The sequence below is a fragment of the Leisingera sp. S132 genome (assembly GCF_025144465.1).
Classification (GTDB): domain Bacteria; phylum Pseudomonadota; class Alphaproteobacteria; order Rhodobacterales; family Rhodobacteraceae; genus Leisingera.
In genome coordinates, this window is sequence record NZ_CP083553.1 from 2,332,220 (window position 1) to 2,355,382 (window position 23,163).

Sequence of the window (23,163 nt, forward strand, 5' to 3'; positions counted from 1 at the left end):
AAAGGCCGGTGGGCACTTCCCGCATGACCGGTCGCGCTCATGTTGCAAAGGGCACTATCCACGCAAAGCGGGACCTTGAGTTGCACCTGAGCGCCCTTCATCGTTTCTTCACATAACTTTGAACCCTTTAGAGCGTGCCAATTGGATCAGCGGCAACTGCTTACCTGCATAGCACCTATCGGCAATAGACTTGGCGCGCTGAGTGGCTAGTTGATCGAAACCGGGGTTCGAGTTTGGGGTGAACAGATTGCTGGAAAGGTCGTTCGCTTCAGCCACCGAAGCCCCAGCATCTACCAGCCGTAAGTAGTCTACAGCACGAACAAACGTGCGCCCTCGTCGAACCGAGTGACGCACTAAGAAGAATACAACTACTGCCAGTCCAAAGATCCACATGTGACACCCACAAATATCCATTTTTTAGATAACCGAATAATGGATATAAGAGCGTCTTCCATCTGGCAAGGATGGAGTGCAGCGAATGCCAAAGACCTTAGGCGACAAGAGGCACGACGCACTCGTTGCATACATAAAAACTTACAGGTTGGCAGCTGGGCTAAACCAAACCGAGGTTGCCCAACTGCTCGGCGAGTACCAGTCACACATAGCGCGTATCGAGAGCGGACAGCGGCGCATCGACGTTATTGAACTGATCAAACTAGGAGAAGTGCTTGGTTTCGACCCGGCAGAGGCAGTCCGCCAGCTTTCGGAACTCAAGACATAATTCTGCAAAAAATTTTGCGAGGTGGGTTCTACTCAACCCAACCGCCGAGCTTCCCCCGTGGGCCTGGCTTAGTGCAAACCAAGGCCGGGACGGAGGCAGTATGGTGTTTGGCCTGAGAGCGCCGCAGCGCCCGCCTGAGGGCCGGAACCCATGGCCTAGGAAGTAGGGGCACCCTGAGGGGTTAACCTCGTTGCTAGCGCTGCTAGTGCAGCGTACGGTCTGCTGCCTTACATCTATCTATTTTGCACCTGTGCACCCTTGGCTTATTGATAGGGCTAGCCCGGGGTTGGCACTTGTGTGCCTCCTTAAGATAGAACAGCCTCCCTTGCCGGAGATTTGCAGGTATTGCCCTTATTTTGCTGTATCTGTCTCAAAACTATCGAAGATAGGGACGTATCTAGAGCAGGCCGGGGAGAAGAGGCATAGATTAGAACAGATTTATGGTAGAGTTAGCCATGGATAAGAACCAGTTAGCATAGATAGCTCGGTAAGATCTGATCAGCCCAAAGCAGGTATAGGTAAGCACCTCTAGTAGATCATGGTTAGATTAACAAGTATCTATAAGAATAAAGCAGAATAGGTGTGGTTTAGATAAGTGAAAGATAGAGCAAACCCTAGGTAGGAAGAAGCCGGATAGATGGGAGCTAGCCTTTGAGATGGCGACAAGTCTAGAGGCTCAGAAGGTATGGACAACTTACGACCATAGACGATCCCTAGGTCCAGTAGACCGGCTTCAGCTCAGAGCCGGGATAGAGCTAGCCCTGTGCGTATCAAACGAACAGAGATACCCTCGAGTTTAGAATGGTTTCCCCATTCAAGATTATTCTTCTTGCAGTTTGCACTAGTGTGAGGCTCTGTTGCGCAAATCGGGTGAGGGATTCATCTCATGAATCCAGCGTGATAGCTGGAGGGCATGAGCAGACCAACACCCCCGACCTACAAGATCAAGAACTGGCGGGCCTATAACGAAGCGCTGAAGCGTCGTGGCTCTCTGACGATCTGGTTCGATCCCGAGATGACGTGGGAGGCCCGGCCGACCGGCAAGAGAGGCCGACAGCCCATCTATAGCGACGCCGCGATCAAGACCTGCCTGACGATGAAGGTGCTGTTCCGTATGGCGCTCAGGCAGACGACCGGCTTCGTGGAAAGTCTCCTGCGATTGAGTGGATTGGACTGGTCGGTACCGGATTTTAGCACGCTTTCACGCCGCCAGAAGTCTCTCGCCGTGAACATCCCGTATCGTGGTTCTGAGGGGCCGCTACACCTGCTGATCGACAGCACTGGGATAAAGGTAGAGGGCGAAGGCGAGTGGAATGCGCGCAAGCACGGTGGCTCGAAACGCCGCGTGTGGCGCAAGGTTCACCTCGGTATCGACGAAAAGACACTGGAAATCCGGGCAGTCGAGTTCACCAGTAGCAACATTGGTGATGCGCCCATGCTGCCGGAACTGCTTAATCAGATCCCGCCCGAGCAGGAGATCGGCAGTGTCACGGCAGATGGCGCCTACGATACGCGCAAGTGCCACGATGCCATCGCCAACCGAGGTGCCAATGCCGTCGTCCCGCCCCGCAAGAACGCCAAGCCCTGGAAACCCGACACCGCAGGCGCGATTGCGCGCAACGAAGCGCTGCGGGCGTCGAAATACCTTGGCCGAGCGCTTTGGCGGAAATGGAGTGGATACCACCGCCGAAGTCGTGCCGAAACCAAGATGCACTGCATGAAACTGCTGGGACAAAGACTGATGGCACGGGATCCTGGACGTCAGGTTGCCGAGCTTCAGCTCCGTGTTGCGGTCATGAACGGATTCACCGCGCTTGGCATACCCGTCACAGAGGCAGTGGGATAAGTCCGTCTGGGGAAAGGGGAACCTTGGCCCTCAACCGATTTGCGCAACAGAGTCCGCCAGCAGCACCATATGCACCCAAATGCGCAGGTTGCGGTAAACAAAGGGGTGTCCAGGGCGGCAAAGGATTGAACGGGAACGTATAAGGTTTCTCAGTTTCATAGCATAATCCCTTTGTGGCATTCACAGAACGCAGCTCCACCAAGGGGCGTTCGAATATTGTTCATTTATCACTTAGCCTTAAGGACGAGCGCTCTCAGGCCACAGCGCCTTCTCGCAAATGGCGCATGCCTGCACCACTATACCCTCTTGGGTTGTTGCCCTGGCTTTTCCCAGGCGCCCGAACGCACCAGGCGCAGAACCCGGACAAGAAGCCAGGCCTGGTTGAGAACTGGGCCGCGGGTCATCAGCCCAATGATCACATGCGCGGCCCAAAACAACGTCGAAATCGGGACATGTTCTTGCAGGTCATCAATCACAAATACAAAAGGCCAAACTAGGATCATCCCAAGTATCAAAGGAAGGGCAAAAATGAGTTCGACAAAATACCGCCCCCCACCTGCAAGTCGACCTAGAGGTATATAATCATCCTGACCCACCCCGCCATGAACATATACGTTATTACCATATTCCAACCTTATGGCATGACTTGCGAAGTTTTTCACCATGCTATGGTCAACAGCGTCATTTGCCCTCTTAAAGTTTGAAACTGTAAACAAGATTGAGATCATGGTGATCGCCGTAAAGGTGACTGATTGAATGACAGCGGCAGAAATCCCCAAAGCTACCAGGTAATGAATGGGGCTCGACACTGAAAAAAGGGAAATGATCAAAGCCTCACACCTATTGAGGAAAAAAAAGAAGTAAAAGGAAACCACAAAAGCGAACCAGTATACAAAAAACACAAAGTTGAATATAACTACAGGAGCCGTCCAGAGGCGCTCCATTTGACTAAATTCACTTGAGTATAGGTAAATGGAGATTACGTAGGGGCACAGAGTGAACATCGCAACAATAATTGGGAAAAATTTAAAAATGGATGAAAACTTGTACTTATAGGATTCATCATCAACCACCCTCAGATAAACATTATTCACCTTATCAAACATCCTCTTCCAGGTTCCAAATAGGACGGTTTATTCATTTAAAATGATGGCATCCTAAGCCGGCTGTTTATGTAGTCCATCAATCCTCGGTCTATCTCCATCAAATAGTCCGTTGGGCCGGTTACACGTCCGTCCCTGGGGGTGGCATGTGTGGCAAAGTCGACGGCATCATCTACCAGATCAGCAGTGAATTCCATGACTGCTACGGCACCGCGTGCAACCCGTTCAAGGCCCCGCTCGACCAGCGGTGTGAGGCCAACAGCGTTTGAAAGACCTGTTGCAATCATTCCAACGGCTAAACCGGCTAGAATTCCGACTGCTGCTATGATCACCACACCCGCCACCGTTGAGGCAACAGCACTAAGCGCCGTGGCCGCTGCAGCAGCAGCAAGCCCGCCAGCGATTGTCGAAATCGTCAAAGCCGCCATATCCACCAAAAGAACAGCCATCAGGTCCGACCAGTCGCCGCGTCTGTCAGGGTCTGCGTACCACTCCAGAAAGTCGAGCGTCCCAACAATAACAAAGCCAATCAGTGGAACCCCCCGAACCCCTTCTGCGGTGCGGGACAAGGAGCCTTTGACGCCAGCCACGATGGTATTTGCCCGGGACCGGGCCAAGGCAGCGGCGGTGCCGGAAACGAAAATGCCCAAGGACCTGCTGTGCCGGAAAGCGACAAACATGACTCCGCCTGCATTCATACCAACTTTGATAAGCCCTCCACCGCCGCGCAGGATCGCTCGCATTCCATTGCGGATATCGTTCTGGAGGATCAGGTTCGCCAATTCTGCAAGGACAGGTGTTGAATCCGTGCCGCTCAATTGCAGATCCACATGTCCTTTCGACCATTCGTAAAGGCCGGTTAACCCCGCCCCCTCATCAATAACCTCCAGCGAGGTCACAACAACGGTCGCAATCCACAGCAACGCTTCCTCTGGCGCAGTGTCTACATCAAAGTCCCCCAAAGCGGGGGCGCTTGCCACCAGAGACGGCGGGACCTGCAGCACCAAAGCATCTTCAACCTCGGCGTTCGAATGTACTTGGTTGCCGCCTTGTGATTTTGGAGGGGGAATTTCACTGACCGCCATGCCAACGTCTTCAGGCTTGGAGATGTTAAATTCATCCAGATCATCAATGATGGGAAACTGTTTGCCGCCAACGTACAAATCAGCCCGGCCGGTGGTGCCGCGCAGTGTGTTTTCCAGCTTGAACACCTCCCCGCTCGGCAACGGCCCCGTACGGATCCCGTTCACGGCCCCTTCAATAATCACGTTGCTACGTGGCATATCGGCGCGAAACAAGTTTCCCTGAAAGCAACGCTGCAATGGATCATCACATTTAGCCAATTTAACTCTCCAATGTCTTTAATGAAATTTCCAAAAGGCGACGTGACTTATCAAGTTCATGCTGCCCTCCTGTCAAAATTGAAAAGGCTTCAGGGTTCGACTCCGCAAACATATTCAATATATGGCATGAAGTAACATAACGCTCTACAGATCGCTCCTCTGTAAGCCCCAAAGTGCGAGCATGCTCGGTGAGATAGGTGACCTTTTCCACCAAGGTACATGTGTCGCGATCCAGGAAACCCAGACTATCATCACTACCAATTTTTTCAGCCATATCTTCACAAAAGATATCCAGCTTTACGAAACGCAATTCCGCTAAAATATCTTCAGCACGTATTTCCATCCCCTTACTTCGTTCACATATATCTTGCGGTACGGTAAGGATCGCAGTAGACGATTTTCTTATGAAAATCATACTTTCGATACCAACGAACATACGCCACAGCCAGTGCGGACGCTCAAGCGATTTCATTTTGGTCAACTTGAGAAGAATCCTAGGATCCCAAAAACGATAGTAGATCCAACCGAGCTTTTGATCTTTTATCCTAGTGAATTTTCGAAATTGCGACCAAATTTCCTCAAATGAGGAGGTCGACCTAAAGTAGATGCCAGGCTCCATATGCCATGCATGCACAGAGGTCATACGTTCGGAAACTGTTGGAATATGGGTCATCAAACAACGGGTAAAATCAGCGTCGGCAGAAAGCTGAAACAAGTAGGGGGCGACATCCTTCAACTCCTCTGCTGTGTCCCCCTTGAACAAGCACTGGAAGCGCACGCCGCACCGCTCTAACTCGCTTAGCCCGCCAGTGAACTTTGCAGCGTCCAGAATAGCATAGGTTTGCAAAGGCAGCTCTTCCGCTGGCTCTCCGCCCTGAGCTTTGCCCTCGATCAGCGCCGGATCCGTTTGACCAAATAGCGCCCGATATAAGGAATCCGGCACTGTCTTCTGAGGCCAAACACCAAATTGCGCATCCAACGGATCAATGCCTTGGAGTTCCTCAATACTCAAAACGGGTCTGTGCTCTTCGGCAGTGGCCGGAGGCACAGTTCCCAAATCCAGCCAATAGTCATCTTCCGCCTGTGCCATCAGACGCCCCTGTAAGTCTATCAATCAATACGTGTGCAATATGCTGACACAGCAGAAAACTACAACGCGATTCCATACTATGCCTGGTGAACGCCCGGCGAAGGCGCTCTGGTGTTGTTCCGGAGCTGCCTGCTACGCTGCAATAGCAGCGTAGCGCCAGGGCATGAGTTCGTTCAGGTGAGTGATCTTGTGATCTGCGATCCGGGCGAGAACCCAAGTGAGCCAAGCCTGCGGGTCGACATGGCTCTGTTGCACAAATTCCGTGTGGGATTCATCTCATGAATCCAGCGTGGTAGCTGGGATGCATGAGCAGACCTGCACCCCCGACCTACAGGACCAGGAACTGGCCAGCCTACAATAGAGCGCTCAAGCGCCGCGGCTCGCTGACGATCTGGTTTGACCCTGAGATGAGCTGGGATGCCGCGCCGACAGGCAAGCGTGGCCGCCAGCAGACCTACAGCGATGCCTCCATCCAGGCATGCCTTTCGATGAAGGTGCTGTTCGGCATGGCGCTTCGGCAGACGACAGGCTTCGTCGAGAGCCTGTTGCGGCTGGTCGGCCTCGACTGGTCGGTGCCCGACTTCAGCACGCTGAGCCGCCGTCAGAAGACCCTGGCCGTGAACATCCCGTATCGCGGGTCGAAGGGCCCACTGCACCTGCTGATCCCCTCTCGTGACATCACTGCGTGATGCACTGCCGGGCAGCGGACAGCACGGGCATCAAGGTCGAGGGCGAAGGCGAGCGGCACGCCCGCAAGCATGGCGGTCCCAAGCGGCGCGTCTGGCGCAAGATCCACTTGGGGATTGATGAGGAAACGCTGGAGGTTCGGGCCGTAGAGATCACAGGGACCATATCGGCGATGCGCCGGTGTTACCCGGCCTGCTCAACCAGATCCCGGCGTACGAGCAGATCAGCAGCGTCACTGCCGACGGTGCCTGCGACACCCGCAAATGCCACGATGCAATCGCTGACCGCGGCGCCCACGCTGTCATCCCGCCCCGCAAGAACGCCAAACCGTGGAAGACCGTCACCGCCGGCGCGGTCGCACGAAACGAAGCACTGCGGGCATCGAAATACCTCGGTCGTGCCCTCTGGCGACGATGGAGCGGATACCACCGCCGAAGCCGCGTCGAAACGAAGATGCATTGCGTGAAACTGCTGGGGCAGCGCCTCATGGCGCGGGACTTCGACCGACAGGTCGCGGAGCTTCAGGTCCGTATCGCCGTTCTGAACGGCTACACTGCGCTCGGCATCCCTGTCACAGAGCCCGTGGGATAAGTCTGCCCGGGGAAAGGGGAACACCGGCCATCAGCCCATCAGCCGATTTGTGCAACAGAGCCCACTTAACCTAAAATTATTTTTTGCCGGATATCCGGGAGTCAAAGAGGAGAAGCCTCGACACCCCGGTTCTGGAGAATCCGCCGAATGTACTTTGAATCGCACAACCAGCCGGACTCCGGTCAGGAGACCCGCCCGCTGGTGACCGTATTCTGCGCTGTCTGGCACAAACAGGAAGACAAGCTGGAACTGCTGCGTTCGCATTGGGAAAACCTGAAAGCACAGTCCATCCCGGTCGAGCCCTGCTACATCTTCGACAATGGCGACCAGGCCCCGGACTGGCTTGAGGCGCCCTGGCACTCCTTTTCGGAACCGCTGACCATCTACGAAGCCTGGGCCGCAGGGGCCGCGCTGGCCCGCACCCGGTATGCCATGAACCTCAACATGGACGACCGGCTGGCCACAGGCGCTGCGCAGGAACTCGCTGAGACCGCGATGGTTACCAAATCCGCCCTGATCGGGGGGGATTGGCTGATTTCCTTCGGCCGGGAGCACCTTGCCCAGGATTTCCCGGTATCTGGCTACACAGATACGCAATTCCTGCCCGACTGGCCGCCCCGCCCCTGCGAAGGATTGCGGCTGGGCAGCGGGTCCGGCGAGCGCGGCACCTACGGCGCTGCAACCATGTGGGACCTGGAGATGGTGGGTAAATGGTATCCCACCTACTTCAGCAACGGCGAACCGGTCCTGTCGGTTGGCGATGCCATTTTCTGGAAAGTCCTGCAGGACAAGCAGCTGAAACTGACCCGGCTGCCCAGGATCATCGGACGCTATTATTCAAGTCCGAACGCGCAGGCCGAATTCCGGCCGCACAAGGACAATGAACTTCTGAAATCGCACGGGCTGAGCACCCGGTCCTTTGCCGACGCGGTGTTGAGCGGCGACTTCTCCTGGCATGGCAGGCTGCAGGCCACTGCCCAAAAGCAGCCGCGCAACAAAGTTGAGAAGGCAAGCGCCGATTTGGAAGCCCGCTACCGCAAAATCTTCGGCCTGCCCGCGCAGCAGGTTGCAGCGGAGTAACGATGGCTGCGAAAATTTATATCACGGGCAGCGGCGGGATCGTCGGGCGCCATGCGCTCAAGGCCCTGGCTGAGCTTGCCCCCGTCGCCGAAGTGATCCGCAACACAGCGGACCTGACAAGCCTCCCCGAAACCGCTGCAGCCATAGCGGCAGCCGGGCCGCTGGACCTGGTCATTCACCTTGCCGCGATGGTGCCGGTTGCGCAGGTCAATGCGGACCCGGCCAGAGCGTACGCGGTCAATGCGGGCGGCACGATGAACCTGCTGTCGGCCCTGGCGGGCTCCTCTGCCCGGATGCTCTTGTGCTCATCCAGCCATGTCTACGCCAGCCAGGACACCCCGATCGCGGAGACAGCGGAAACCACACCCGTTTCCGTCTACGGGCAGAGCAAGCTGATAGCCGAACAGGCCGCGCTGGAGATCTGCGCCGCCGCAAACCGTTCGCTCTGCATTGGCCGGCTGTTCTCCATCCATGACCCGGAACAAACCGGCAGCTACCTGCGGCCCTCGCTGGAAAACAGGTTTGCCGGGGCCGACCCGGAGGCCGACTTTGAACTCTATGGCGCGGAAGGGCTGCGCGATTTCCTGACCGCGCGCGACGCTGCCCGCTACCTGGTGCGGCTGGCGTTGTCGGATGCGGAGGGGGTGGTGAACGTGGCCTCCGGCAAGCCAATCACGGTTGCCGGCTTTGCCCAGTCGCTGGCGCCGTTCCCGCTCAAGATCACTCCCCTGGGGCAAAGCAACAACCTGGTGGCCGACGTGTCGCGCCTCCATGAGATACTCGGAGACAGTAATGCCTGAACAGATTTCCATCGTTATCCCGACCTTCAACCGGGCGGAGATGCTGCCAAAGGCCATCGACAGCGCGCTGGCGCAAACCCGCCCCTGCGAGGTGATCGTGGTGGATCACGGCTCCACCGACAACACGCCGGAGGTGGCGGCGGGCTATGGCAGCAAGATCACCTATGTGCGCCGCGAGCGCGATTTCGGCCCGCATTTCTGCTGGCTCGAAGGGGTGCTGCACGCCACCGGCGACTATGTCCATCTTCAGTATGACGACGACTGGATCCACCCGACCTTCATCGAGAAATGCGCAGACCTGCTGAAGGGTGATGTCGGCTTTGCCTTCACCGGCGCGGAGGTTGTCGATGATGCAACCGGCAACCAGATGATGACCCAGTTCCTGGACTGGCTGCCCGATACAGGCATCTTTGAAAACCGCCTGGCGGAAGAGAAGATCGTCGGCTCTCTGATATCTCCGGGTGCCGCGGTTTTCCGCCGCCAGATCCTGATCGACGCGCTTTATCAGGGCCGCCTGCCGCTGCAGGGCCATGAATACCATGGCGTTGGCCCCGACATCTTTGCCTCGCTTTTGTCGATGCTGCGCTACCCCAAGGTCGGTTTCGTCAAGGAGCCGCTGGCCAGCTTCCGCGCCCATGACGGCAGCATCACGATCGATGCCTTCAAGGACCAGCAGAAGAAGGCAAACATCGCCGCCGCCTATAATGAGGTGCGCCACTATTACGTAGAACTGAAGGCCATGCAGGCCGTGCGGGAGGCGCGCGCATGAACATGCATTCACCCAAACCGGTGACCCTGGCCGAAGACACCATCTCACAGGCTGAGCTTGAGGCCACCGCGGACTGGATGCTGGCCGGAAACCGGCTGACCAAGGACAAGCTGACAGTGGAATTCGAACGCGAATTCGCGGACTGGATGGGCTGCAATCACGCGGTGTTCGTCAATTCCGGGTCTTCGGCCAACCTGCTGATGATCTATGCCGCCAAGGAAGCTGGCCGGTTGCGCAACAACAAGGTGATTGCCCCGGCCGTGAGCTGGGTCACCACGGTGTCGCCGCTGATGCAGCTCGGCTTTGACGTGCGGCTTTGCGATTGCGACCCGGACAATCTGGGCCTCGACCTCAACCATCTGGAGGAGCTCTGCCGGACCGAGGCGCCGTCGATGCTCATTCTGGTGCATGTGCTGGGCCACGCAAACCACATGAAGGAAATCCAGGCGATTTGCGACCGCTACGGCATCCTGCTGCTGGAAGACAGCTGCGAGGCGCTGGGATCGACATACGGAGACCGCAAGCTGGGCTGCCACGGCGCGGCGGGCAGCTTCTCCTTCTATTACGGCCACCACATTTCCACCATCGAAGGCGGCATGGTCGTGACCGACGATCCGGAACTGCACCAGGTGATGCTGTCGCTGCGCTCCCACGGCTGGAGCCGGGACCTGGACCCGCAACGCCGCGAGCGGCTGAAAAGCCAGCACAAGATTGACGAGTTCCGCAATTTCTACACTTTCTACCATGCCGGCTTCAATTTGCGCTCCACCGACCTGCAAGCCTTCATCGGGCGGATGCAGCTGAAGAAACTGGACGGCATCTGCAGCGTCCGGTCGCAGAACTTCGACTGTTACGCCGAAGCACTGACCGGCTTTTACAAGCAGACAAGCGATACCAGGCTTCTGTCGTCCTTTGCCTACGGCACGCTGGTCGAGAACCGGATGGAGGTTTTCGAGACGCTGAAAGCGCATCAGATCGAATGCCGGCCGCTGATCTGCGGCAACATCGCCCGCCACCCGTTCTGGGTGCGGGAATACGGCGAGCAGATCCTGCCCAACGCGGATCTGGTGCATGAGTACGGCATCTATCTGCCAAACCACCACAACCTGAGCCGCGCTGATGCCAGCCGGGTTGCATCTGTCTTTGCGTCGGTGGCCCGGCCCAAGGACATGCAGCCGGCCTCAGCCTGACAAACACGAGCCCCCTATCGGCCCCCCTCACAGAACACGGCGGAGAACACGCTATGAAAAAAGCTCTGATCACAGGTGTCACCGGACAAGACGGTTCCTATCTGGCGGAACTGCTGCTGGAAAAAGGCTATGAGGTGCACGGCATCAAACGGCGCGCCTCGTCGTTCAATACCCAGCGCATCGACCACATCTACCAGGACCCGCATACCGATCATGCCCGGTTCAGGCTGCACTATGGCGATCTGACCGACACCTCGAACCTGACCCGCATCATGCGGGAGGTTGAGCCGGACGAGGTCTATAACCTCGGCGCGCAGAGCCATGTGGCAGTCTCTTTTGAGGCGCCGGAATACACTGCGGATGTGGACGGTATCGGCACCCTGCGCCTCCTGGAAGCGATCCGGTTCCTCGGCCTCGAGAAAACAACCCGCTTCTACCAGGCCTCGACTTCGGAACTCTACGGCCTGGTGCAGGAAACCCCGCAGCGCGAGACCACACCATTCTATCCGCGCTCGCCTTACGCGGTGGCCAAGCTCTACAGCTACTGGATCACCGTGAACTACCGCGAGGCCTATGGCATGTATGCCTGCAATGGCATCCTGTTCAACCACGAGAGCCCCCGCCGCGGCGAAACTTTTGTCACCCGCAAGATCACCCGCGGTCTCGCCAACATTGCACAAGGGCTGGAGCCCTGCCTCTACATGGGCAATATCCACGCGCTGCGCGACTGGGGCCATGCGCGCGACTATGTGCGGATGCAGTGGATGATGCTGCAGCAGGAAGCCGCCGATGATTTTGTCATCGCAACCGGCCAGCAGTACACAGTGCGCCAGTTCATCCAATGGGCAGCCGCCGAACTGGGCATCATGCTGGAGTTTTCCGGCACCGGGGTTGAGGAGATTGCCACCGTTGCCGCCATTGAGGGCGACCAGGCCCCGGCGCTCAAACCCGGCGACGTGGTGATGCGGATCGACCCGCGCTATTTCCGCCCGGCAGAGGTGGAAACGCTGCTGGGTGATCCCAGCAAGGCCAAGGAGAAACTCGGCTGGGTGCCGGAAATCACGGTGAAGGAAATGTGCGCGGAAATGATTGCCGAGGACTTGCATACAGCCCGCCGCCATGCGCTGCTCAAGGAGCACGGCTACGAAATGCCGGTCTCTCTGGAGGACTGAACGCATGAAGATCTTTGTGGCGGGTCACCGTGGCATGGTGGGCAGCGCAATTCTGCGCCGGCTCGCCGCACGCCAGGCCAACGGCGAACCGCTGGAGCTGCTCACCCGCAGCTCAGCCGAACTGGATCTGACCGATCAGCAGGCCGTGTCCCGCTTCATGCAGGCAGAGCGGCCGGACCGGGTCATTCTGGCAGCCGCAAGGGTTGGCGGCATTCATGCCAACAACACCTACCCCGCGCAGTTCATCTACGAAAATCTGATGATCCAGTGCAATGTGATCCACGCCGCCTATGCGGCCGGCGTGCACAGCCTCCTGCAGCTGGGATCTTCCTGCATCTACCCCAGGGAGGCCGCACCGCCGATCCGGGAAGATCAGCTTCTGTCCGGCCCGCTGGAGCCGACAAATGAGCCCTATGCGATCGCCAAGATCGCGGGCATCAAGTTGTGTGAAAGCTATAACCGCCAGTACGGCACCGACTACCGGTCGGTTATGCCGACCAACCTTTACGGCCCCGGCGACAATTTTCACCCGGAAAACTCGCATGTGCTGCCTGCGCTGATCCGCCGCTTTCACGAGGCGGTGCGCGACAGCCGCGAAGAAGTGGTGATCTGGGGCAGCGGCACCCCTCAGCGCGAGTTTCTGCATGTCGACGACATGGCCGCGGCCTCGCTGTTCGTGATGGACCTGCCCGCGGAAATCTACCAGAGGGAAACCAGCCCGATGCTCTCGCATATCAATGTCGGCACCGGTCAGGCTTTGGAGATCCGTTCCCTTGCAGAAATGATCGCGCGCATCACCGGTTTTCAGGGCCGCCTCGTGTTCGACAGGTCCAAACCGGACGGCACCATGCAGAAGCTGACCGATGTGTCACGCCTCTCGCGCCTCGGCTGGACCGCCTCTATTCCCCTCGAAGACGGGATCGCCGGCACCTACGACTGGTTCCTGCAGCAGGACCCGGCTGCGCTGCGCAGCAAGTAGGAGCGCGGGGCCGGCAAAGCGGCCCCCGGCGCCGATCCCGAAACTTCAGGCCTTCAGCTTGAAGCGCTGGATCTTGCCGGTCTCGGTCTTCGGCAGCGCCTGCGTGAACACCACGGACCGCGGATATTTATAAGGCGCGATGGTGTCCTTCACATGATCCTGCAGCAGCTTGGCCAGCGCCTCCGACGGCGCCTGCCCTTCGGCCAGCACCACATGTGCCTGCACGATCTCGCCGCGCGCCTCATCCGGCACCCCAATGACTGCGCATTCCGCCACTGCCGCATGCGCCAGCAGCGCCGCCTCCACCTCAGGGCCTGCAATATTGTAGCCGGAGGAGACGATCATGTCGTCATTCCGGGCCGCAAAATGCAGGTACCCGTCCGCGTCCCGGATGAAACTGTCGCCGGTGATGTTCCAGCCGTCCTGCACGTATTCCGCCTGCCGCTCATCCGCCAGATACCGGCAGCCGGTTGGCCCCTTGACCGCCAGCCGCCCGGCCGCGCCGCGGGGCGCTTCGTTGCCGTCCGCATCCAGTACCTTCACCTGGTACCCCGTGACCGGCTTGCCGGTGCAGGCGGGCCGGTGATCGCTGAACCGGTTGGTGATGAAGATATGCAGAAGCTCCGTCGCGCCGATCCCGTCCAGCATCGGCTTGCCGGTCTTGTCGATCCATTCCTGATAGACTGGCGCCGGCAACGTCTCCCCCGCTGAGACCGCCGCCCGGAGCGAGGACAGATCCGCGCCCTCCTCCATCGCCCGCAGCATCACGCGGTACGCCGTCGGCGCAGTGAAGCAAACCGTGGCCTTGTATTTCTCGATGATCTCGATGAGGTTCGGCGGCGTGGCATTCTCCAAGAGCGTCGCCGCTGCCCCAAACCGCAGCGGGAAGATCGCCAGCCCGCCCAGACCGAAGGTAAAGGCCAGCGGCGGCGAGCCGACAAACACGTCCTCCGGCTGCACATCCAGCACTTCGCGCGCATAGCCGTCGGCAATGATCAGCAAATCGCGGTGGAAGTGCATCGTCGCCTTGGGCGATCCGGTGGTGCCGGACGTGAACCCCAAGAGCGCCACATCATCGCGGCCCGTTTTCACGGCTTCATAGGCAACAGGTTTCTCCAGCGCCAGCCGGTCCAGCTCCGCATCATGGTTGGAGGTGCCGTCAAAACCCACAACCGTTTTAAGGAATTTCGATTCCTTGGCACAGGCGACCAGCTCATCCTTCAGCCTGGTGTCGCACAGCGCGTGGGAGATCTCCGCCTTGTCGACGATTTTGGCCAGCTCCCCCTTGCGCAGCAGCGGCATGGTGTTGACCACCACCGCGCCCGCCTTGGTCGCCGCCAGCCAGCAGGCCACCATCGCCGGATTGTTGGCAGAGCGGATCAGCACCCGGTTGCCGGGCTTCACGCCCAGGTCCTCGCTCAGCACATGCGCCAGCCGGTTGGTCCAGTCTGCCAGCTCCTTATAGGTGCGGTAGCGGCCGTTGCCGATCAGCGCGGTATGGTCGCCAAATCCTTTTTCGACCATCGCATCGGTCAGTTCGACCGCAGCGTTCAGGTGTTCCGGGTACTGAAACCCTTCCAGCAGGAATTCCGGCCACTGGTCCACGGGCGGCAGGTTGTCCCGGGCGAACGTGTCCACATGCGCGGTTGGTCCCAGCATCTCACTTCCCTCCCTGAAAGGCGCCGAGCGCCTGGCGCGCGATCACCACCCGCTGCACGTCCGAGGCGCCCTCGTAAATGCGGAGGGCCCGGATATCGCGGTAAAGCTCCTCCACCTTCTGGCCACGGCGCACGCCGTCACCGCCATGCAGCTGCACCGCCTTGTCGATGACTTGCTGCGCCTGATCGGTGGAAAACAGTTTGGCCATTGCCGCCTCGCGTGTGACCCGCGCAGCCCCTGAATCCTTGGCCCAGGCCGCACGGTAGACCAGCAGCGCGCTTGCATCCACATCCAGCGCCATATCGGCGATATGCCCCTGCACCATCTGCAGATCGAACAGCGGCGCGCCCTGCACCTGCCGCGCGGTTACCCGCGCCAGCGCCTCGTCCAGCGCCCGGCGGGCAAAGCCCAGCGCGGCAGCCGCCACGGTTGAGCGGAACACATCCAGCACCGACATCGCGATCTTGAAGCCCGCGCCCGGCTGCCCCAGCAGCGCCGATTTCGGGATCCGGCAATCCGTGAACCGCAGCGTTGCCAGCGGATGCGGCGCGATGGTTTCCAGCCGTTCCACGACCTCGAACCCCGGCAGGCCGGCCGGCACAATGAAGGCGCTCAGCCCCTTCGCTCCCGGCGCCTCGCCAGTGCGGGCAAACAGCGTATAGATATCTGCAATGCCGCCATTGGAGATCCAGGTCTTCTCGCCGTTCAGCACGTAAGTGTCGCTGTCCAGCGTGGCGGTCATGGTGGAGTTCGCCACATCCGACCCAGACTGCGGCTCCGTCAGGGCAAACGCCGAAATTGCCTTGCCCGCGCGCGTGAGCGGCAGCCATTCCTGCTGCTGCGCCTCGGTGCCAAACAGCGAGACCGCGCCGGTGCCCAGCCCCTGCATGGCAAAGGCAAAATCCGCCAGCCCGTCATGGCGCGCCAGCGTCTCGCGGATCAGGCACAGGCTGCGCACATCCAGCTTCTCGCCCGTCATGGCGCCGGAATGCTGCGTCCAGCCGCCCTCACCCAGTGCGGCGACCAGTGCCCGGCAGGCAGCATCGGTGTCTGAATGATCAATGCCCGCCAGCTGCGCCGCGGCCCAGGCCTCCAGCTCCTCCGCCAGCGCCCGGTGCCGGTCCTCAAAGAACGGCCAGCTCAGAAACGTCCTGTCCGCCATCCTGCGGCCCTCCCTCTTTCATCTTGCCTTAAATACTCCCGCCGGAGGCATCCTCCCTCGCCCCAAGCGCCAGTCCCGCGGCTCAATCGCCCTCGAACAGCGGTTTTTCCTTGTTCACAAAGGCATGGTAGGCGCGTTCGAAATCCGCCGTCTGCATGCAGATCGCCTGCGCCTGCGCCTCGGCCTCGATCGCCTGCTCGATCGACATCGACCATTCCTGCGCCAGCATGGTCTTGGTCATCATGTGGCCGAAGTTCGGGCCCGCCGCGATCCGCGCGGCCCAGCTTTGCGCCTCCGCTTCCAGCTCGTCCGCCGCAACCAGCTTGTTGTGAAACCCCCAGGCGTGGCCCTCTTCTGCGCTCATCGACCGGCCCGTGTACAAAAGTTCCGCGGCCCGGCCCTGGCCGATGATCCGCGGCAGGATCGCGCAGGCGCCCATGTCGCAGCCCGCCAGCCCGACCCGGGTGAAAAGAAACGCGGTCTTCGCCTCCGGTGTGGCAATCCGGATGTCGGAGGCCATGGCGATGATCGCGCCTGCACCCACGCAAATGCCGTCAATCGCCGCAATCACCGGCTTGCCGCAATTCACCATCGCCTTGACCAGATCGCCGGTCATCCGGGTGAAGGCCAGCAGCTCCTTCATACTCATCTTCGTCAGCGGCCCGATGATGTCATGCACATCGCCGCCGGAACAGAAATTGCCGCCGTTGGAGGCAAAGACCACCGCCTTGATGCTGTCGTCGTAGTGCAGGTCGCGGAACCAGTCGCGCAGCTCCGCATAGCTGTCGAAGGTCAGCGGGTTTTTCCGCTCCGGCCGGTCCAAGGAAACCGTGGCGATGCCATCCTCAATGCGGCACAGGAAATGCCTGGGGTCCCGGTTCACCTTCATGCCTTGCTCCCCTCATCCAGCCGCCGCGCCACCGCGTCCAGGCTCTCGGCTATCCCTTGCGCCTCATCTGCGGTCAGCCCGTCAAAGGCTGCGTTGATCCAGCCCTCATGCGCCTCCGCCTGGCGGGAGAACTCAATCCGCCCGGCTTCCGTCAGCCGCACCAGATTGGCGCGGCGGTCGCCCTCGACCTTCTCGCGCTGCACATGGCCGTCCTCGACCAGCCGCTCGACAATGCCGGTCACATTGCCGTTGGAAACTTTCAGAACGCCCGACAACTCACTCATCTTGAGGCCTTTTTCGTGCTGCATCAGGGCCGCCATCACGTCAAACCGCGGCAGCGTGGTCGCAAACTCCCGCCGCAGGTTCTCGCGCACTTCGCTCTCCACCGCCTTGGTGGCCTTCAGCACTTTCAGCCACAGCCGCAGCCGGTCTTTTGATGTCGTGCTCAAATTTCCCCTCCCGACACGCTCATTGCGTGCCCATTGACCGAAGCCGCGCCGTCAGATGCAAGGAAAACCACCGTCGCCGCCACTTCCTCCGGCGCGATCAGCCGCTGCATCGGGTTGCCGCCAACCACCATCTTCAGCGCCTTCTCCCGCGAAATTTCATGCCGCGCGATCAGCCCGGTGATCGCGGTTTCTGCCATCTCGGTATCGACAAACCCGGGGCAGACCGCATTGCAGGTGATCCCGCGTTTAGCGACGTCCTGCGCGACTGAGCGCACCAGCCCAAGCACCCCGTGTTTCGACGCCGCATAGGCCGGGATCTGCGCCCCGCCCTGCAAGGACGCGGTGGAGGCGATGGCAATCAGCCGCCCGCCTGGTTCCATTCCCGCCCGCAAGGCCGCCCGGAAGGTCAGGAAGGTGCCGGTCATGTTGACCGTCAGGGTGCGCTGCCACTCCTCCAGCTCAACATCCTCAATCCGCGCTGCAACGCCAGTCCCAGCATTGGCAATCACCACGTCGTAGGGCGTGTCAAACAACGCCTCCACCTGCGCTTCATCCGTCACATCCGCCACCCGGATCTCCAGCCCCTGCCCCTCTGCCGCCGCCTCCAGCGGCTCCCGGCGGCGCCCGGCAATGGTGACATGGCAGCCTTGGGCGGCAAAGGCATGGGCGATCGCCTTGCCAATCCCTGTACCGCCGCCAGTGACCAGTACCCTGCGTGTCATGCGCGGATCTCCTCCGCTTCGCGGTCCGCCAGGCGCCAGGCCTGATCCCGGCCTGCATGATAGGGCAGCGGCCAGCCGCCATGCCGGTCGCCGATCCGCGCGGCCTCATGCAGCGTCCAATAGGGATCGGCCAGATGCGGCCGGCCCACGCAGACCAGATCGGCCCGCCCCGCCATCAGGATCGAATTGGCATGATCCGCCTCATATATGTTGCCCACCGCCATGGTGGCAACTCCGGCCTCGTTGCGGATGCGGTCGGAAAACGGCGTCTGGAACATGCGGCCATAAACCGGCTGTGCGTCCGTCGAGGTCTGCCCGGCGGAGACATCGATGATATCAGCCCCGGCAGCGGTGAAGGCCCTGGCGATTTCCACCGCCTCCTCCGGCGTCACGCCCTCACCGCCCACCCAGTCATTGGCAGAGATCCGCACCGACATCGGTTTGGCTTCCGGCCAGACAGCGCGCATCGCCCGGAACATCTCCAGCGGATAGCGCAGACGGTTCTCCAAGGAACCGCCGTACTCATCCGTGCGAATGTTCGATTTAGGCGAGATAAAGGACGAAATCAGATATCCATGCGCCGCATGAAGTTCGATCATGTCAAACCCGGCGCGCTCCGCCATCTGCGCGGATGCAACAAATTCGTCGCGAATTTGATCCATTTCAGCCCGGGTGATTTCCCGCGGCGCAGGGTTGTTTGCCGACCAGGGGATCGCGGAGGCCGAAACCGTCTCCCAGTTCCCTTCCGGCAGCGGCGCATCCATCTCCTCCCAGCCCAGCTGAGTTGAGCCCTTGCGGCCCGAATGGCCGATCTGACAGCAAATCTTTGCGCTGGTTTCAACATGCACAAAATCCGTCAGCCGCGTCCACGCCGCCTCATGCTCTTGCGCATAAAGGCCCGGACAGCCGGGCGTGATCCGGCCCTCAGCCGACACACAGGTCATTTCGGTGTAAACCAGCCCCGCCCCGCCCTTAGCACGTTCGCCGTAGTGGATCAGGTGCCAGTCGGTCGGGCAGCCCTCCACCGCCTTGTATTGCGCCATGGGGGAGACCACGATGCGGTTCATCAGCTCCATCCCGCGCAAACGGTAGGGCGCAAACATCGGCGGCCGCACCGGCGCATCGGCAGGCGCACCGGCCTTGTCCTGAAACCATTTCTCGGCGCTTTGCAGCCACGCGGCATCGCGCAGCCGCAGGTTCTCGTGGCTGATCCGTTGCGAGCGGGTCAGCAGCGAGTAATTGAACTGCACCGGGTCCATGTCCAGGTAGCGCTCGACCTCCTCGAACCACTCCAAAGAGTTGCGCGCCGCCGATTGCAGCCGCAGCACATCCAGCCGCCGCTCCTCCTGGTACCGCTCGAACGCACGCTCCAGCGTCGGCTCACTGCTGACCAGTTCCGCCAGCGCGATCGCGCTGTCAAAGGCCAGCCGCGACCCTGACCCGATTGAGAAATGCGCAGTGGCAGAGGCATCGCCCAGCAGCACGACGTTCTCATGGTGCCACTTCTCGCACAGCACCCGCGGGAAGTTGATCCACACCGCCGCCCCGCGCAGATGCGCGGCATTCGACATCAGCGCGTGGCCATCCAGATGATCGGCAAATATCTCCTCACACGTGCGGATGATCTCCTCTTTGCTCATGCCCTCGAAGCCCCAGTTCTCCCAGGTCTCGGCGGAGCATTCGACGATCACCGTCGCGGTGCCGGCATCAAACTGATACGCATGAATCCACATCCAGCCGTGCTTGGTCTTCTCGAAAATGAAGGTGAAGGCATCGTCGAACTTCTGATGGGTGCCCAGCCAGATGAACTTGCACGGGCGCACGTCGATTTCCGGTTTGAAATGTTCCGCGAACTCGGTGCGGACACTGGAATTCAACCCGTCGCAACCGACCACCAGGTCATAGTCTTTCTGGTACTCCGACGCGGGCTTGGCCGCGGTTTCATACTGAAGGTCCACGCCCAGCTCCCGCGCCCGGTCCTGCAGCAAAAGCAGCATCTGCTTGCGCCCTATCCCGGCAAACCCGTGCCCGCCCGACACCGTGCGGGCGCCATCATGCACCACGGCGATGTCATCCCAATAGGCAAAGCTCTCGCGGATTGCCTCTGCGCTCTTGGGATCGTTGGCGCTCAGGTTTTCCAGCGCGTCATCCGACAGCACCACACCCCAGCCAAAGGTATCGTCAGGCTTATTGCGCTCGACCACCGTGACCTCGGCCTCCGGCTGGCGCAGCTTCATCGAGATGGCAAAGTAAAGGCCCGCAGGCCCTCCTCCCAGACAGACGACTTTCATGATCATCCTTTCCCGCTCAGCGCACGTCTCTTGGGGATCAGGATAAGCAGAGGCAGAAAAACTTCAAGCCTAAAGTTTTAAGCTTGAAGTATTTGATCGCAGAAATCTCTCTGCGCCCCGTGAGGCGCAGGCCCTTTCACGCAATCCCCATTGCGGGCCGGTGCGGGTCACAACCCCCGCAGGTATTCCATCACCGCCGGGCGCACCGCCTGATCGCCGCGGTGGCGGGCGTCAGAGATGATCTTGCGCAGCTCGCCCAGATCCACCCGCAGCAGCAGCGATTTGACCGGACCGATGGAGGCCGGCCGCATTGACAGCGTTCGGATGCCCATGGCGGCCAGACAGACGGCCTCGACCGGGCGGCCCGCATCCTCGCCGCAGAAGCTCAGGGGCGTGCCGGAGATCGCGCAACGCTCCACGATCCGCTCGATGAAGCTCAGAAAGCTGACGTTCAGGGTATCATAGCGCCGCCGCACCCGCTCATTCTCGCGGTCGGCGGCAAAGAAGAACTGCTTGAGGTCATTGCCGCCGATCGAAATGAACGCCACCTCGTCAAAGAACTTCTGCGGCGCATAGGCCAGCGACGGCGTCTCCAGCATCGCGCCGATCTTCAAATCGGCAGGCAGCACATGGCCCAGGATGCGCTCACGCTCGATGGTCTTGTCTACCTCGGCCTTGGCGGCGCGGTATTCCTCGAACTGGGCGACAAAGGGGAACATGATCGACAGCGGCCGCCCCTCGGCAGAGCGCAGCAGCGCCTGAAGCTGCATCCGCATCACGCCCGGCTTGTCGAGCCCCACCCGGATCGCCCGCCAGCCCAGCGCCGGATTCGGCTCATCCGTGGGCTTCATGTAGGGCAGAACCTTGTCAGAACCGATATCCAGCGTGCGGAACACCACCGGCTTGCCATGGGCGGCATCCAGCACCCGCTTGTAGAGCGCCACCAGTTCCGAGCGCTTGGGCATCTGGTTGCGCACCAGGAATTGCAGCTCCGTGCGGAACAGCCCCACGCCCTCGGCGCCGGAACCATCCAGCGACGGCAGATCCGCCATCAGGCCTGCGTTCATCACCATGTTGATGCGCTGCCCGTCCGTGGTGACAGCGGGCTTGTCGCGGATCGAGGCATAGCGCTCCTGCGCCTTGGCCTGCATTGCGATCTTGTCACGGAAAGCGCCAACCACGGTCTCGTCCGGGCGCAGATGCACGACCCCCTGGTCGCCATCCACCATGATGTGGTCACCGTTCAGCGCCTCGGTGGTGACCCGCTTGGCATTGACCACCAGGGGAATCGCCAGCGCCCGCGCCACAATCGCCGCGTGCGAGCCGACAGAGCCCTCCTCCAGCACGATCCCGCGCAAGGAACGTCCGTATTCCAGCAGGTCGCCGGGACCGATGTTGCGGGCAATCAGGATCGGGTTCTCCGGCAGCTCCGCTCCGGTGTTGGCGCCCTGCCCGGTCAAGATCCGCAGCAGCCGGTTCGACAGGTCGTCCAGGTCGCTCAGCCGTTCGCGCAAGTAAGCGTCCTGCACCTGGCTCATCCGGGCGCGGGCCTGGGACTGCTCCTTCTCCACCGCCGCCTCAGCACTGAGGCCCCGGGCAATGTCTTCTTCCATCCGCCGCATCCAGCCCTTGGAGTTGGCAAACATCCTATAGGCCTCAAGGACTTGCAGCTGCTCCTTGTCGCCGTTGCGCGACACTTCCAGCATCTTGTCGACGCCAACCCGCAGTTCTTCCACGGCCTCGTTCAGCCGCTCCAGCTCCTTGTGCGGATCATCGGCAATGGGGTTGGTCACGATCACCCGCGGCTCATGCAGCCAGACATGGCCCTCTGCAGCGCCTTCTTGTGCCGAAACCCCGTGAACCAGAACCGCCTGCTGGTGCAGCGGCGACAGTGCCGCGCCCTCGCCGACAAAGGCACCCAGTTCGGTCATCTCGGCGATCACCATCGCCACCACTTCCAGCGCATAAACCGCATCCGCCGAGAACTCGCGCGCCTCCCTGGACTGCACCACCAGCACGCCCAGCATCTCGCCCAGCCGCTGCACCGGCACGCCCAGGAAGGAGGAGAACCGCTCCTCCCCGGTTTCCGGCATATAGCGGAAACCTTTGGCATTGGGCGCATCCGGCGTGTTCACCACCTTGCCGTATTTGGCAACGCGCCCCACCAGGCCCTCGCCGATCCGCATCCGGGTCTGGTGCACCGATTCGGTGTTCAGGCCTTCGGTGGCGCACAGCTCCAGCGTCTCGTCGTCTCGGAACAGATAGACCGAGCACACCTCGGTCCCCATGCTGTCGGCGATCAGATGGGTGATCTTGTCGAGCCGCGCCTGGCCGGCATCATCGCCCGCCATCGCCTCGCGCAAACGAACCAGAAGCTTTCGGCTTTCGGATTCCGTGGTATCGGCCATTCTCACCCTCTCCCGAGGTTTCTTCCCCGCACGCTGCCGCCCCGATTGCTCTCTGGAAACGGACACCGCCCAGAGTAGTACGCCAGCGCTCTCTCCTCCACCCACTTGTCCCACCCCGGCGGAAAAAGTCCAAGTGTTTTTGCAGCATTGCCCGCAATCAATGCATCCCGCCCGGGTGATGGGCAGAACACCGCCCTCCATGGGCCGGACAT

General features: G+C 60.4%; 19 protein-coding genes and 1 pseudogene. 9 read left to right on the forward strand and 11 right to left on the reverse strand.

Annotation, left to right across the window (positions count from 1 at the left end):
- The first annotated feature begins 478 nt into the window (after positions 1-478).
- Together K3725_RS11560 and K3725_RS11565 are read left to right on the forward strand one after the other, a co-directional pair.
- Complete coding sequence (locus tag K3725_RS11560) at positions 479-721, forward strand: helix-turn-helix domain-containing protein (protein ID WP_260015481.1); 243 nt, start codon at positions 479-481, stop codon at positions 719-721.
- 913 nt (positions 722-1,634) lie between these two features.
- Positions 1,635-2,567, forward strand: coding sequence for an IS5 family transposase (locus tag K3725_RS11565; protein ID WP_260015482.1), 933 nt, complete (start codon positions 1,635-1,637; stop codon positions 2,565-2,567).
- 296 nt (positions 2,568-2,863) lie between these two features.
- On the opposite strand, the gene K3725_RS11570 is transcribed toward K3725_RS11565, so the two are convergent.
- The 4 genes from K3725_RS11570 to K3725_RS11585 form a co-directional block, all read right to left on the reverse strand.
- A complete protein-coding gene (locus K3725_RS11570; RefSeq protein ID WP_260015483.1) occupies positions 2,864-3,673 on the reverse strand; it encodes a hypothetical protein in 810 nt (269 codons plus the stop codon).
- Between the two features lie 35 nt (positions 3,674-3,708).
- Positions 3,709-5,013: a hypothetical protein gene (locus K3725_RS11575; protein ID WP_260015484.1), complete on the reverse strand. Its 1,305-nt coding sequence runs from the start codon at positions 5,011-5,013 to the stop codon at positions 3,709-3,711.
- A 1-nt stretch (position 5,014) separates the two neighbouring features.
- Complete coding sequence (locus tag K3725_RS11580) at positions 5,015-6,103, reverse strand: DUF4123 domain-containing protein (RefSeq protein ID WP_260015485.1); 1,089 nt, start codon at positions 6,101-6,103, stop codon at positions 5,015-5,017.
- Between the two features lie 132 nt (positions 6,104-6,235).
- On the reverse strand, positions 6,236-6,358 hold the full coding sequence (locus tag K3725_RS11585; protein WP_409201566.1) for a transposase domain-containing protein: 123 nt from the start codon (positions 6,356-6,358) through the stop codon (positions 6,236-6,238).
- Between the two features lie 50 nt (positions 6,359-6,408).
- Here K3725_RS11585 and K3725_RS11590 point away from each other — a divergent pair.
- From K3725_RS11590 to K3725_RS11620, 7 genes and pseudogenes are all read left to right on the forward strand, one after another.
- Positions 6,409-7,381: pseudogene (locus K3725_RS11590) on the forward strand (IS5 family transposase).
- A 147-nt stretch (positions 7,382-7,528) separates the two neighbouring features.
- Positions 7,529-8,461 carry a glycosyltransferase family 2 protein gene (locus K3725_RS11595; protein WP_260015486.1) on the forward strand — a complete coding sequence of 311 codons (933 nt, stop codon included), beginning with the start codon at positions 7,529-7,531 and terminating at the stop codon, positions 8,459-8,461.
- 2 nt (positions 8,462-8,463) lie between these two features.
- Complete coding sequence (locus K3725_RS11600; protein WP_260015487.1) at positions 8,464-9,261, forward strand: NAD(P)-dependent oxidoreductase; 798 nt, start codon at positions 8,464-8,466, stop codon at positions 9,259-9,261.
- A complete protein-coding gene (locus K3725_RS11605) occupies positions 9,254-10,030 on the forward strand; it encodes a glycosyltransferase family 2 protein (protein ID WP_260015488.1) in 777 nt (258 codons plus the stop codon). The genes K3725_RS11600 and K3725_RS11605 overlap by 8 nt, the downstream gene beginning before the upstream one ends.
- Entirely contained in the window at positions 10,027-11,220 is a 1,194-nt protein-coding gene (locus K3725_RS11610) for a DegT/DnrJ/EryC1/StrS aminotransferase family protein (RefSeq protein ID WP_260015489.1), read from the forward strand. Before K3725_RS11605 ends, K3725_RS11610 begins: the two co-directional genes overlap by 4 nt.
- 53 nt (positions 11,221-11,273) lie before the next feature.
- Positions 11,274-12,392 (forward strand): GDP-mannose 4,6-dehydratase, encoded by a 1,119-nt coding sequence (gene gmd, locus K3725_RS11615; RefSeq protein WP_260015490.1) that lies wholly within the window; start codon positions 11,274-11,276, stop codon positions 12,390-12,392.
- A gap of 4 nt (positions 12,393-12,396) precedes the next feature.
- The gene (locus K3725_RS11620) at positions 12,397-13,371 is read left to right on the forward strand and encodes a GDP-L-fucose synthase (RefSeq protein WP_260015491.1); all 975 of its coding nucleotides are present in this window, start codon (positions 12,397-12,399) and stop codon (positions 13,369-13,371) included.
- A gap of 45 nt (positions 13,372-13,416) precedes the next feature.
- Here the strand turns inward: K3725_RS11620 and K3725_RS11625 are convergent, their stop codons facing one another.
- From K3725_RS11625 to ptsP, 7 genes are all read right to left on the reverse strand, one after another.
- Complete coding sequence (locus K3725_RS11625) at positions 13,417-15,030, reverse strand: AMP-binding protein (RefSeq protein WP_260015492.1); 1,614 nt, start codon at positions 15,028-15,030, stop codon at positions 13,417-13,419.
- 1 nt (position 15,031) lies between these two features.
- Positions 15,032-16,192, reverse strand: coding sequence for an acyl-CoA dehydrogenase family protein (locus K3725_RS11630; protein ID WP_260015493.1), 1,161 nt, complete (start codon positions 16,190-16,192; stop codon positions 15,032-15,034).
- A gap of 82 nt (positions 16,193-16,274) precedes the next feature.
- Positions 16,275-17,081: an enoyl-CoA hydratase family protein gene (locus K3725_RS11635; protein ID WP_260015494.1), complete on the reverse strand. Its 807-nt coding sequence runs from the start codon at positions 17,079-17,081 to the stop codon at positions 16,275-16,277.
- Positions 17,078-17,530: a MarR family winged helix-turn-helix transcriptional regulator gene (locus K3725_RS11640; protein ID WP_260015495.1), complete on the reverse strand. Its 453-nt coding sequence runs from the start codon at positions 17,528-17,530 to the stop codon at positions 17,078-17,080. Before K3725_RS11640 ends, K3725_RS11635 begins: the two co-directional genes overlap by 4 nt.
- A complete protein-coding gene (locus K3725_RS11645; RefSeq protein ID WP_260015496.1) occupies positions 17,527-18,252 on the reverse strand; it encodes an SDR family NAD(P)-dependent oxidoreductase in 726 nt (241 codons plus the stop codon). The genes K3725_RS11640 and K3725_RS11645 overlap by 4 nt, the downstream gene beginning before the upstream one ends.
- Positions 18,249-20,543 carry a bifunctional salicylyl-CoA 5-hydroxylase/oxidoreductase gene (locus K3725_RS11650; protein ID WP_260015497.1) on the reverse strand — a complete coding sequence of 765 codons (2,295 nt, stop codon included), beginning with the start codon at positions 20,541-20,543 and terminating at the stop codon, positions 18,249-18,251. The genes K3725_RS11645 and K3725_RS11650 overlap by 4 nt, the downstream gene beginning before the upstream one ends.
- A gap of 167 nt (positions 20,544-20,710) precedes the next feature.
- Positions 20,711-22,951: a phosphoenolpyruvate--protein phosphotransferase gene (gene ptsP, locus K3725_RS11655; protein WP_260015498.1), complete on the reverse strand. Its 2,241-nt coding sequence runs from the start codon at positions 22,949-22,951 to the stop codon at positions 20,711-20,713.
- Positions 22,952-23,163 lie beyond the last annotated feature (212 nt).